The organism is Treponema succinifaciens DSM 2489 (assembly GCF_000195275.1).
In the GTDB taxonomy this organism is placed as follows: domain Bacteria; phylum Spirochaetota; class Spirochaetia; order Treponematales; family Treponemataceae; genus Treponema_D; species Treponema_D succinifaciens.
In genome coordinates this window covers 2,199,080-2,210,817 of sequence record NC_015385.1, presented here as the reverse complement: position 1 = coordinate 2,210,817, position 11,738 = coordinate 2,199,080, and the positions used below count along the sequence as shown (strand labels likewise).

Annotated in this window: 11 protein-coding genes; 6 read left to right on the top strand and 5 right to left on the bottom strand. The window is 38.3% G+C overall.

Translation table 11 applies throughout. The features are described 5' to 3' along the window. Window positions 1–10: 10 nt before the first annotated feature. Genes TRESU_RS10510 through TRESU_RS10500 form a run of 3 tightly spaced genes read left to right on the top strand, consistent with a single transcriptional unit; the run spans window position 11 to window position 3,066 of the window. Window positions 11–1,336 carry an aspartate kinase gene (locus TRESU_RS10510; protein ID WP_013702193.1) on the top strand — a complete coding sequence of 442 codons (1,326 nt, stop codon included), beginning with the start codon at window positions 11–13 and terminating at the stop codon, window positions 1,334–1,336. 18 nt (window positions 1,337–1,354) lie between these two features. After that, window positions 1,355–2,146, top strand: a complete 792-nt coding sequence (dapB, locus tag TRESU_RS10505) for a 4-hydroxy-tetrahydrodipicolinate reductase (protein ID WP_013702192.1) — start codon at window positions 1,355–1,357, stop codon at window positions 2,144–2,146. A gap of 53 nt (window positions 2,147–2,199) precedes the next feature. Then, window positions 2,200–3,066, top strand: a complete 867-nt coding sequence (locus TRESU_RS10500) for a M23 family metallopeptidase (RefSeq protein WP_013702191.1) — start codon at window positions 2,200–2,202, stop codon at window positions 3,064–3,066. Between the two features lie 26 nt (window positions 3,067–3,092). Here the strand turns inward: TRESU_RS10500 and TRESU_RS10495 are convergent, their stop codons facing one another. From TRESU_RS10495 to TRESU_RS10480, 5 genes are all read right to left on the bottom strand, one after another. Further along, complete coding sequence (locus TRESU_RS10495; protein WP_013702190.1) at window positions 3,093–4,448, bottom strand: MATE family efflux transporter; 1,356 nt, start codon at window positions 4,446–4,448, stop codon at window positions 3,093–3,095. A gap of 50 nt (window positions 4,449–4,498) precedes the next feature. Further along, window positions 4,499–5,149 carry a 3'-5' exonuclease gene (locus TRESU_RS10490; protein ID WP_013702189.1) on the bottom strand — a complete coding sequence of 217 codons (651 nt, stop codon included), beginning with the start codon at window positions 5,147–5,149 and terminating at the stop codon, window positions 4,499–4,501. Between the two features lie 60 nt (window positions 5,150–5,209). After that, on the bottom strand, window positions 5,210–6,991 hold the full coding sequence (locus TRESU_RS10485) for a phospho-sugar mutase (protein WP_013702188.1): 1,782 nt from the start codon (window positions 6,989–6,991) through the stop codon (window positions 5,210–5,212). A 59-nt stretch (window positions 6,992–7,050) separates the two neighbouring features. Then, window positions 7,051–7,224: a hypothetical protein gene (locus TRESU_RS15665; RefSeq protein WP_245535672.1), complete on the bottom strand. Its 174-nt coding sequence runs from the start codon at window positions 7,222–7,224 to the stop codon at window positions 7,051–7,053. A 129-nt stretch (window positions 7,225–7,353) separates the two neighbouring features. Further along, window positions 7,354–8,250 carry a class I SAM-dependent methyltransferase gene (locus tag TRESU_RS10480; RefSeq protein ID WP_245535671.1) on the bottom strand — a complete coding sequence of 299 codons (897 nt, stop codon included), beginning with the start codon at window positions 8,248–8,250 and terminating at the stop codon, window positions 7,354–7,356. A 327-nt stretch (window positions 8,251–8,577) separates the two neighbouring features. On the opposite strand from TRESU_RS10480, the gene TRESU_RS10475 reads away from it, so the two are divergent. The 3 genes from TRESU_RS10475 (at window position 8,578) to TRESU_RS10465 (ending at window position 11,727) form a co-directional block, all read left to right on the top strand. Further along, window positions 8,578–9,927, top strand: a complete 1,350-nt coding sequence (locus tag TRESU_RS10475) for an MATE family efflux transporter (protein ID WP_013702187.1) — start codon at window positions 8,578–8,580, stop codon at window positions 9,925–9,927. A 98-nt stretch (window positions 9,928–10,025) separates the two neighbouring features. Beyond that, on the top strand, window positions 10,026–10,781 hold the full coding sequence (locus TRESU_RS10470) for a ParA family protein (protein ID WP_013702186.1): 756 nt from the start codon (window positions 10,026–10,028) through the stop codon (window positions 10,779–10,781). Further along, window positions 10,774–11,727 carry a ParB/RepB/Spo0J family partition protein gene (locus TRESU_RS10465; RefSeq protein WP_013702185.1) on the top strand — a complete coding sequence of 318 codons (954 nt, stop codon included), beginning with the start codon at window positions 10,774–10,776 and terminating at the stop codon, window positions 11,725–11,727. The genes TRESU_RS10470 and TRESU_RS10465 overlap by 8 nt, the downstream gene beginning before the upstream one ends. Window positions 11,728–11,738: the final 11 nt, after the last annotated feature.

The following is an 11,738-nucleotide window of genomic DNA, read 5'->3' as shown; positions in this document are numbered from 1 at the left end:
AATCGTTGCTATGATTGTAATGAAATTTGGCGGAAGCTCGGTTGCAAATGCTGACCGCATTAAACATGTAGCCGAAATAATTCAGGCATATAAAGGTGAGCGTCCTGTTGTTGTTTTAAGCGCAATGGGAGACACAACAGATCATCTTCTTGAAGCTGCTGACATGGCAGTGAAGGGAACTGTTGACATTGAAAAAATTGAAAAGCTTCACATTGAAACAGAAAAACAGCTTGGCGTTTCTGTTCCGGAAATAAAAGAATTGCTTGGCGAATTGAAAACTCTTCTTACTGGAATAAGTATGCTGCATGAACTTACAAAACGCACTAGAGATTATCTTGTGTCTTTTGGCGAGCGTATGTCCGTGCGCATGATGTCAGCTTATCTTTGTTCTCTTGGAACTGAAGCAAAGGCGTTTGATTCCTGGGACATTGGATTTGTGAGCGATTCAAATTATATGGCGGCAGAACTTTTGGATGAAGTGTGGGAAAATATTCCGAAGCATCTTGGTGGATATAAAAGCGGAACTTCAAATGAAATTCCTATAGTAACTGGTTTCATTGCTAAAGATAAAAACGGAATCATAACAACTTTGGGGCGCGGCGGAAGCGACTTGAGCGCAACTATGATTGGCGCGGCAATGAGGGCAAAGGAAATTCAGACTTGGAAAGATGTTGACGGAATTATGACGACAGATCCTCGCATTGTAAAAGAAGCCCGGCCGGTTGATGAAGTAACTTATGAGGAAGCTCAGGAACTTGCAATGTTCGGAAGTCAGGTTCTTCATCCGCGCAGCATGATTCCTTGCAGAAAAACCAGAACTCCTGTCCGTGTAAAAAACAGCTACAATATAAAAAGCCACGGCACTCTTATTGTTGAAGAGCATACAGGAACTCGTCCGCTTGTTACTGCAATTACAAAAGTAAAAAATGTAACACTCATAGATATTCAGTCTAGCCGTATGCTTGGAGCCGCTGGATTTCTTGCGCATATTTTCAATCAGTTTTTAAAATGGAATATCAGTATTGATGTTATTGCGACTTCTGAAGTTTCTGTCAGTTTGACTGTTGATGGAAAAGCAGATTTGACAGGACTTATTGAAGATTTAAAGCGTGTTGCTGATGTCAATGTAAAAACTGGTAAGGCGATTGTTACAATAATTTGCGATGCTTCAAGATCCAGCGTGATTATTGCAAAGGCATTCGATGGACTTTCAAAAGAAGGAATAAATGTTCAGATGATAAGCCAAGGCGCAAGCAAAGTTAACATAAGCATTCTTGTGGATACAAATCAGGCGGACAAAACTGTAGAAGCAATTCATTCAGTTCTTTTTGCTTAATTTTTGGGAGGATTAATAATGAAAATTGCATTGGTTGGATATGGAAAAATGGGGCATATGCTTGAACAGTCCGCATTGGCATTTGGACATTCTGTTGTGTCTACGATTGATGTTTTTGTGCCAGATGCCAAGGTGAAAATTTCCGCAGGAGACAGCAAGGCTCTTGCAGATGCAGTTGTTTCTAGCGGTGCGGATGGAATAATTGAATTTACGCATCCGTCTTCTGTTCTTGAAAATATAAAAGCTCTTCTTCCTTTGAAAATTCCTATGGTAGTTGGAACTACTGGCTGGAATGACAAAAAGGAGGAGGTTGCTTCTCTTGCTGCAAAGTGCGGCGGAACAATTATGACAAGCGCGAACTTTTCCATTGGTGTAAATATCCTTTATAAAATTGTAGAAGATGCCGCTCGCCTTGCGAATAAATTTTCTGAGTATGACGCTGCAATTTGGGAAATGCATCATAATCAAAAAGCTGATAGTCCTTCTGGAACTGCGCTTGAAATTGCGAATCATCTGCTTTCTGAATTCAAAAGAAAAAATTCAATTGTAACAAATGAGTTCAAGGAAAAGCCTTTGCCGAATCAGCTTCACGTTTCTTCCACAAGATGCGGTACAGTACCGGGAACACACAAAGTTTTCTTTGATTGCGAGGCTGATACAATTGAAATTGCGCACACAGCAAGAAGCCGCAAGGGTTTTGCAAATGGAGCTGTTCATGCTTTGGAAAATCTTTCTTCCATGCTGAAAGAAGGCAAGCTAAAGAGCGGCGCATTGTACGGCATGAACGATATTTTCCCTGAATTGTTTTAAAACTTTAAGGTAATTTTTTTTCATAAATCAGCCGATAAACTAACGGTATGATTATGAGTAAAAAATTTGAATATAGAAAAAATATTTTGTTTCTTTCAATTCTTTTTTTGACTGTCTGTTTTTCTTTTGCAGGAACTCATGCAGTTGAAAAAGGAGAAACTTATTATTCAATCAGTCGAAAGTATGGAATTTCTGTTGAGCAGCTTTGTGCTGTGAATAATCTTACTGTAAACGATGTTCTAAAAGTTGGACAGAAACTTTCGATTCCAGAAAAGAACGTTGAGAAAAAAATTTTACCTTCATCTTCGCCTGTAAAAAATACGCTTAGCGCAGAAAGAAAATTTGACACATACACAGTTCAAAAGGGCGACACTTTTTATAGAATTGCAAAAGTAAACGGAATTTCTGTTGAAGAGCTTAAGGGGTTGAACAACCTTGATTCCGATACAGTTTTAAAGGCCGGACAGCGTCTGAAAATTCCTGTTACGATTGTTGATACTTCGGCGTCTCTTCCTAGCTTGCCTTCAAGTGATCCGCGAAAATATTCAGAGAAAAAAGGCGATTCAAATTTGACTTGGCCTGTAAAAAATCCGCTGGTAACTTACATGAACGGAAAGGTCAGCGGTGTTCAGCTTAGCGCGCAAAAAAATGAAAGTGTAACTGCAATCCGCGCCGGAACTATTATGTATGTTGGAAACTACAGAGGATATGGGCAAGTTGTTTTCGTTCAAGCGAAAACCGGACACATTTATGTTTATTCAGGACTTGGCTCTATAAAAGTCCGCAAAGGCGATTATGTTGTGTTTGGCGATTCTTTGGGAACTGCGGGAACAGACAGCATAAAAGGCACAACTCAAGTTTGCCTGATGGTTTTTCAAAAGTCAAATCCTATTGATCCTGCGAAAGCTCCAAGAGGCTAGCTTTATTTACCGGTCTCTTTTTAAAATTAAAGTTTGTCGAGCATTGTCTTTTTTATTCTTTGCATGAAAAATGAAGAAAGGCTGATTGCAAAAATTTCAGCAACGAGAAAACAAAACCAGACATTTTCAAGCTTTCCACTGCGTGAAAGAAAATATGCCACAGGAAGCAAAACAACCAGTTGTCTTACAAAAGAAACTGTCATGCTTAAAAAAGATTTTCCTAAAGCCTGAAAAGCTGAACCTAGTGTAATTGCGATTGCCGCTCCGATAAAACTTGGCGCGATAATTCTCATTGCCGTGCATCCTATTCCGAGCATATGTTCGCTTGCCTTGAATAGCATTAACAGTTCTGCTGGGAAAAGTTCAAAAATTATAATGCCGAATATCATAATTGAAACTGCAATTAAAATTGTTGACTTTACAGTTTTCTTGATTCGCTCTGCGTTTCCTGCTCCGTAGTTGTACGAAACAATCGGAACCATTCCAGTTGTAAGTCCGAATACCGGCATAAAGACAAAACTGTTCAGTTTAAAATAAACTCCATATACTGCGATTGCTGTTGCAGAAAAAGTTCCAAGAATCAAATTCATTCCGTAAGTTGTAACAGAATTTATAGACTGAAGAAGAATTGAAGGAATTCCGATTTTATAAATCTGACCTATTATCAGAGAATCTGGTTTGAATCCTTTTAGTTTAAAATGTATGTCAGGATTTTTTTTCAGATTGAAATAAATTGAAACTAGAGCAGAAAGAATTTGTCCGATGACTGTTGCCCATGCCGCGCCTGCCATTCCCATTTTTGGAAAAGGACCGATTCCAAAAATCATAAGCGGGTCAAGAATTATGTTTGTGATTGCTCCAACAAGCTGTGTTATCATTGTGTAAAAAGTTCTTCCCGTTGCCTGCAAAAGCCTGTCCGACATTGTTGAAACAAAAAGCGCGAAGGATGCCATTGTTATTATTTTTAAATATTCACTTCCGAATTGAATAATCTGTTCATCGCCTGTTTGTGTTTTTAAATAAGGCTTTGTAAAAAGAAATCCGAGAATAAAAAATGCAATAAAGCTGCAAACTGAAAGGAATAGTCCGTTGATGGCGATTTTGTTTACTGTATCGCTGTCTTTTTGTCCAAGCTTCATTGCTAAAAGCGCATTTACACCGATTGCTGTTCCTATTGAAACTGCAATCATCAGTGTTTGAACCGGAAATGCAAGCGATATTGCAGTCAATGCGTTTTCATTTATCTGCGCAACAAAAATGCTGTCAACGATATTGTAGCATGCCATTACCAGCATTGAAAGCATAATCGGCAATGACATATTTAAAAGAAGTTTGGTTACAGGCATTACACCCATTTTGTTTTCTTTGATGTTTTCTGACATTCGCCAATGTTATATTAAATTGTTTTTTTTTGTCAATCAGTAATTTTAATTTAGAACAATTCGATTTGAACTGGATTTCTTTTGATTTTGTCTATTGAAAAATTTTTCTGCTTGTCCATTGTGTCGCTTATTATCCGCTTGAAAATTTCCATGCAAAGTCTTGCGTCATCGTTTGCGCGGTGTGCTGCTTTTGCTTCTATTCCAAATCTTTTTGCAAGGCTTTGAAGTTTGTATTGGCCTTTTTCCTGTTCCTTTATGAAATCAGGATATGCCCATCTTGAGGCGTTCAATGTATCGATGCAAACGTTTGGAAGTTCTGGATGGCTGAATCTTTTTAACTCAGAATTTATAAAGCCTAAGTCAAACTGCGCATTGTGCGCTACAAGAACAGTTTCTTTTCCGCCGACAAAATTTAAAAACTGCGGGACAGCTTCTTTTGCGCATGGGCAGCATGAAATCATTTTGTCTGTGATATGTGTTAGGTCTTTTATGAACTGCGGAAGTTCTATTGGCGGCTTTATTAAAATATCAAACGGTTCACCGATAATTCCATCGCAGTTGAATTTTACAGCGCCGATTTCTATTATGAATTCTTTTTCAGCTTTTAGTCCTGTGGTTTCTGTGTCGAATGCCACAAAAGTTTTTCCTGAATAAAATTCCCTTGCGAGGTTTCTAAAACTGTTGAAGATTTTAAATGCCATAAGTTGTAAACAATGGCATCCGCAAAAATCATTACGGATACCATTGTTGTTTTTTTAAATTCAGCCTGCTGCGTTAAGAACTGCGTTTATTTCTTCTGAAATATCTGAGCAGAGCTTGTCGGCAGCTTTTTTTGCTTCTTCCAATGCTTCGTCTGTTTTTGCAGAAACAGGAACCGTGCTGTTTATGTAGAACTTAATCTTTGGTTCTGTTCCGCTTGGGCGTGCGCTTACAATTGTTCCGCCTTCAAGAATGAACTGAAGAACATTGCTCTTTGGCCAAGGAAGGTTTTCTTTTGAAGACGGATTTGCCGGATCAAAAGCAACCTGCTGCTGGATGTCGCGGATTTTTATAACTTTCTTTCCGCCGAGAGAAGTAAGTCCTTCTGTGCGGAGCTTTGTCATGATTCCGCCCATTATTTTTGGACCTTGTACTCCAGGAAAATATTTGCTGATTGCGCGGTCTTCAAAAAGTCCGTATTCCTTGTACATATCGTTCAAATGCTCAAGGAGTGATTTTCCTTTGCTTGCCCAGTAAAGTGTCATTTCTGCGCACATTGCCGCGGCTGAAATTCCGTCCTTGTCGCGAACTTCTGTTTCTACAAGATAACCGTAGCTTTCTTCAAGTCCGAATACATAGTTTCCGCTTCCGTCTTTTTCCATCTGGCCTTCATCATAAGCAATCCACTTGAAGCCTGTAAGACATTCTTTTACAGCCACATTGTATTTTTTTGCAATTGAATCAACGAAAGGTGAAGTTACGATTGAGCGGATAAGAACTGGTTTTTCCGGCATCTTGTTGAATTCTTTTTTTGAAAGAAGAACATAGTCTGCAAGAAGCGCACCCATCTGGTTTCCTGAAACAAGAACGTATTTTCCGTTTTTGTCTGGAAATGCTGTTCCGAATCTGTCTGCGTCTGGGTCTGTTGCCATTACAACATCAGCCTTTTCTTTTTCCGCAAGCTCAACTGCCATTTTAAGCGCTGGTGCTTCTTCCGGATTTGGCTTTTCTACTGTCGGAAAGTCTCCGTTTCCTTCGCGCTGTTCTGGAACTGTGATTACATTCAGTCCAAGGTCGCCGAGAACTTTTTCAACGTGCATTGCGCCAGTTCCGTGGAGCGGAGTGTATACAACTTTTACGCTGCTTGCTTTTTCTTTTATAAGCTCAGGACGATAAAGATTTGACTTTATCATTGCCTGGAATTTTTCATCGATTTCCTTGTCGATTAAAACGATTTTTCCTGCTTTTACAGCTTCGTCTTTTTCTATAAGCTTTACTTCTTTTACTGCGTTGACTTCATCGATGATTCCTTTGTCATGTGGCTCAACAACCTGCGCGCCGTCGTCCCAGTAAGCTTTGTAGCCGTTGTACTGTGGAGGATTATGGCTTGCAGTTACAACAACGCCAGTTTTGCATCCAAGAATTCTGATTGCATAAGAAAGTTCTGGAGTAGGGCGAAGAGAAGTGAAAAGATATGCTTTGATTCCGTTTGCGGCAAAAACTCTTGCTGTGATGTCAGAAAATTTATCATGGTTATGGCGGCTGTCATAAGCTACACATGCGCTCAATGTGCCGTTCTTTGCTTCTTCTGGAAAAGCCTTGATTAAATAATTTGCAAGACCTTGAGTTGCTTTTGAAATGTTGAGTGTGTTCATGCGGTTTGTTCCGCCGCCCATTACACCGCGAAGTCCGCCTGTTCCGAATTCAAGACTCTGATAGAAACGGTCTTCTAGTTCAGCCATATCTTTTTTTGCAACTAAATCTTCAACTTCCTTGCGGAAAGAATCGTCTTTTTCTTCTGCAATATATTTTGCAGCTCTTTCAAGTATTTCTTTCTCTTCCATAATATCTGCTTCCTTTTATTAAAAAATTAACTAAGTCTAACATAGTTGATTTTTTTTTTCTATAGCTTTGATTCTTTGCTCAAAAGTTTTTCAAGTGTCTGATTGCAGTAAAGCTCATCAAGCAAGCTTTTAATTCTGATTTTTGATTCTTTATTTTTAAAATTGTCTGACTGTTTTTTTACAGCGCGGATTAAAATGTTTTTTGGAGTGTGGCTCATGTCGATGAATTCCAAAACCTGAACTGTGTATCCGCATTGCTCAAGAAGTTCTGCGCGGATTGCGTCAGTTGCAATTGCGGCAAATCGTTCACGTAAAATTCCAAATCTTTCAATTGAAGCGAATGGACTTTCTGATTTGATTTTTTATTTTTCGAGCTGACTGTTTATTTCGTGCTGACAGCAAGGAACTGAAAGAATTGCTTTTGCATTATGTTTAACTGCATAGTCTAGTGCGAAGTCTGTTGCTGTGTCGCAGGCGTGAAGCGTGATTATGATGTCTGGATTTTTTTCGGATGAATAATCTGCAATGTTTCCAATTTTGAATTCAAGATTTTTGCATCCAAGTTTTTTTGCAAGGGAATCGCAGTTTTTTATTACATCTTCTTTTAAATCAAGTCCTGTTATGTAGGCAGGAATTTTTTTCAACTCAGTTAAAAAATAATAAACCGCAAAAGTTAAATAAGATTTTCCTGATCCGAAGTCAACAATTCTTAGAGGATTTTCCTGAGTGTAAGAAGCTCCATTTAGTTTTTCAATGCTTTCAATTATATCGTTTATAAATTCTAGGAATCTATTTATCTGACGGAATTTGTCATATTTTTGCGCGACTACTTTTCCGTCTTTTGTCATAACTCCAAGCTCAATTAAAAATGGAACTGGATTTCCTTCTTGCAGAATGTAGTTTTTTATTCGGTTGAAATTATTTGAAAACTTTTGTTCCGTTGAAAAATTTTTTGTAGCTTTTCTGAAAACTTTTATTTCGCCTTTTTTATTTGCCATTGTTGTGATTTCTTCGGTGTCTGTTTTTACAATGCAGTTTTTAAAAGCTGTTCCTGCGTGCTTTTCAATAAATTCCTGCGCTTGTTCCGCAGTGAAACTTTTTTGGAATGCCTGTTTTTCCGTAAAAAATTCAGCTTGAAATTTATTTTGCTTTTTTGCGGAAGGGGATGGATTTTTCCAGATTCGAATTTTTATATAAGGCTTGCCAAAAATTTCCTGGCAAGTTTTTGATGGCTTTGAAAATACTGCGCTTAAAATCATATTTTTATATTAGCACAAACATTTGTTTTTGAGGATAGCGCATTCAGGGCAAACGCATTATAAATGTATTCAGCATAAAACTGGCTCCCAGACACGGTTTTCTGGTTCAAAATCGCGCAATAATGCGCTACACGCTGATTGTTGCAAAGTAACTATAGAATTGCCCGCTCACGCGGTCGCAGCAATCAGAGTGTTTTTGCCCCAGAAACCGTTCCTTCGCGCAAACTTTACTTAAATTATTTATAATGCGTTTGTACTGATAGCACATTTTTTAAGCCTTTACATTTTTATTAGAAGTGATATATTTCTACGGAAAGGGTTACAAAGATGTCAGTTAAAAAAGATTTTTCTGAAGGTCCGCTTTTTAAAAATATTTTGATTTTCAGTTTGCCTCTAATTTTTACAAATCTTCTCCAGACTTTTTTCAACATGACTGATATTGCCGTTTTGGGACGCTTTGCAAGTTCGTCTTCTGTTGGCTCGGTTGGCTCTACGACAATTCTTGTTTTTTTGTGCACAGGAATTCTTATTGGATTTGGTTCCGGCGTTAATGTCATTGTGGCTTTTTTTATAGGCGCAAAAAATGAAAAGGACATTTGCGAAACTGTTCATACTTCCGCGATTGTTTGCCTTGTTGCTGGATTTCTTGTTTGTGCTGCCGGAATAATTTTTTCCCGTTCCGTTTTGAATTTGATGAGCACAAAGCCGGTTCTTATTGAAGGTGCGGTTTTGTATTTTAGAATTTACATGGTCGGGCTTCCTGCTCTTGCTTTTTATAATTTCGGAAATGGAATTCTTAGCGCGGAAGGAGACACAAAATCGCCTTTGATTTTTCTTTTTATTTCTGGAATTTTCAATGTTGTACTGGATTTGCTTTTAGTCATTCATTTTAAAATGGATATTGCCGGAGTTGCAATTGCAAGTGTTGTCGCTCTTTATGTTTCAGCATTTCTTGTTTTTATAAAACTGCACAGAAAAACTGATTCTCTTGCGTTGCGTTTTTCCAAACTTAAAGTCAATAAGTCAAAACTTTTCCGACTTTTAAAGATTGCAATCCCTGCCGGGCTGCAGAATGCGATTTTTGGATTCGCAAATCTTTTTATTCAGATTGGAGTTAATTCTTTTGACGCTTCTATGGTTGTTGCAAATTCTGCGGCTTCAAATTCAGATCCGCTTGTTTACAATATTATGAGCGCGTTTTACGTTGCTTGCTCAACTTTCATAGGACAGAATTACGGTGCCGAAAAAAAATCCAGAGTTTTAAAAAGTTATTTTATAAGTCTTGCCTGCTCATTTTGTTTTGCATTGTTCTTGGGAATTTTACTTTTTATCTTCGGAAGAAATTTTATTTCGATTTTTATTTCAGATTCTGCAATTATAGAACTTGGAATGAGGCGACTTTCGATAATGGCTTTCTCTTACTGCATTTCAGCATTTATGGATTGCACTATTGCAGCTTCCCGCGGACTTGGACAGACTTCCGTTCCGACTGTAATTGTTATTCTTGGCTCTTGTGTTTTTAGAATTGCCTGGATTTTTAGCGTGTTTGCATATTTTAAAACAATTGAATCGCTTTATTTGCTTTTTGCTTTTTCTTGGACGATTACCGCTGTGGCAGAAATTTTTTATTTTGCAAGACTTTACAAGCAGAAGTTTTCAGTTTCTGCATTAAAATAAAAGCACAGCAATAAAATTTTCTTTCAATTTTAACGGAAGTTTGAAACTGGCTCATATTAATTGAAAATTATTACTATATAATTTATAATGGTTTAATCATGGGAAAGGTATTTGTTTTTGTTAATCAGAAAGGTGGCGTTGGCAAGACTACATCTGCTATAAATATCGGGGCATATATTGCTGTCGGCGGAAAAAAAGTTCTGCTCGTTGATTTTGACAGTCAGGGAAATATGTCTAGCGGCGTTGGAGTCAGCAAAAAAAAGCCTACCATTTACGAGCTTCTTGCGGGGCAGTCCACTATTGATGAAACTATAAAGCATTCGGGTGTAAAAAATCTTGATGTCATAAGTGCATCTATTGATTTGTCTGGCGCGGCAATTGAGCTTGTAGATCAGGAAAACCGCGAGTACTTTTTAAAGAATGCCCTTGCTCCTGTCCGTGAAAAATATGATTACATTCTGATTGACTGTCCGCCTTCCCTTGGAATTCTTACATTGAATGGGCTTGCCGCCGCGGATGCTGTTCTTGTTCCGATGCAGTGTGAATATTTTGCGCTTGAAGGAATCACCCTTCTTTTGCAGACAGTAAAAAAAGTCCAGGAAAGCATAAATAAAAATCTTGTAATCGGCGGAATATTTTTTACTATGTACGATTCAAGAACTCGTCTTGCGCAGGATGTTGTTATGCAGGTAAAAAGCTATTTTAAGGATGTTGTTTTTAATACAATTATTCCGCGCAACGTAAGACTTTCAGAAGCACCTTCACATGGCGAGCCGATTTGTGTTTATGATCCGAATTGTGTTGGCGCAAAAAGCTATCAGAGACTTGCAGAAGAGGTAATCAGCCGTGGCTAAACATCAGGGATTAGGAAAAGGTCTTGGAGCCTTGATGCAGGAAGCTGATTTGTCCGAGGAAATTTCTGAGAATGGAGTTCAGCTTAAGGAAAATGCGTCTCCTGTAAATTTAAATCTTCCGACAGGAATTTCTTCCGATGAAAATGGAACGCTTTGGGTTGATCCGGCTCTTTTAAAACCGAATCCTCGTCAGCCTCGAACTTACTTTGATGATGAAAAACTTGCAGAGCTTACAGAATCAGTTCGCAATGAAGGAATTCTTTCACCTGTAATAATAGAAGATGCAAACGACGGAACATTTTTTATCATTGCTGGTGAACGCCGTACCCGAGCAGCAAAAGCCGCAGGTCTTAAAAAAATTCCTGTTCAGCTTAGAAAATATTCGGAGCAAAGAAAACTTGAAGTTGCGCTTATAGAAAATATTCAGCGTACGGATTTGAATGCGCTGGAAGAGGCCCAGGCTTATTATGATTTGATGGAGCTTGGAAATTTAACGCAGGATCAGGTTGCGGAACGCGTTGGAAAAAACAGATCTACTGTTGCAAACTGTCTTCGGCTTTTAAAGCTTCCGGAAGACATTCAAAAAGCTCTTGTTACGGATTCAATTTCTTCTGGACATGCGCGCGCTATTTTGAGTTTGGAAAATGATTCTGACAAGCGGATTCTTTTTGGAAAAATAATCGGGCAGGGACTTTCTGTAAGACAGTCCGAAAATATTGCCAAGGAAATGAAAAGTGGAATTTCTTCAGTTGCTAAAACAGATTTAAAACCAGAGCCAAAAAAAGATCCGAATCTTGCGGCGCTTGAGCAAAAACTGATTGAGCGGCTTGGAACAAAAGTTCAGTTGAAAGGCGGATTCAGCAAGGGAACAATTTCTATAAATTATTTTTCTTCTGAAGATTTGGATCGCATTTTTAATTTGATTGTGCCAGATGCAAACTTATAGCTTTGCTAAAA

Excerpts from the sequence above, each read along its gene's own strand:
- TRESU_RS10510 (WP_013702193.1), top strand. The coding sequence starts at position 11 with ATGATTGTAATGAAATTTGGCGGAAGCTCGGTTGCAAATGCTGACCGC.
- dapB (WP_013702192.1), top strand. The coding sequence starts at position 1,355 with ATGAAAATTGCATTGGTTGGATATGGAAAAATGGGGCATATGCTTGAA.
- TRESU_RS10500 (WP_013702191.1), top strand. The coding sequence starts at position 2,200 with ATGAGTAAAAAATTTGAATATAGAAAAAATATTTTGTTTCTTTCAATT.
- TRESU_RS10495 (WP_013702190.1), bottom strand. The coding sequence starts at position 4,448 with ATGTCAGAAAACATCAAAGAAAACAAAATGGGTGTAATGCCTGTAACC.
- TRESU_RS10490 (WP_013702189.1), bottom strand. The coding sequence starts at position 5,149 with ATGGCATTTAAAATCTTCAACAGTTTTAGAAACCTCGCAAGGGAATTT.
- TRESU_RS10485 (WP_013702188.1), bottom strand. The coding sequence starts at position 6,991 with ATGGAAGAGAAAGAAATACTTGAAAGAGCTGCAAAATATATTGCAGAA.
- TRESU_RS10480 (WP_245535671.1), bottom strand. The coding sequence starts at position 8,250 with ATGATTTTAAGCGCAGTATTTTCAAAGCCATCAAAAACTTGCCAGGAA.
- TRESU_RS10475 (WP_013702187.1), top strand. The coding sequence starts at position 8,578 with ATGTCAGTTAAAAAAGATTTTTCTGAAGGTCCGCTTTTTAAAAATATT.
- TRESU_RS10470 (WP_013702186.1), top strand. The coding sequence starts at position 10,026 with ATGGGAAAGGTATTTGTTTTTGTTAATCAGAAAGGTGGCGTTGGCAAG.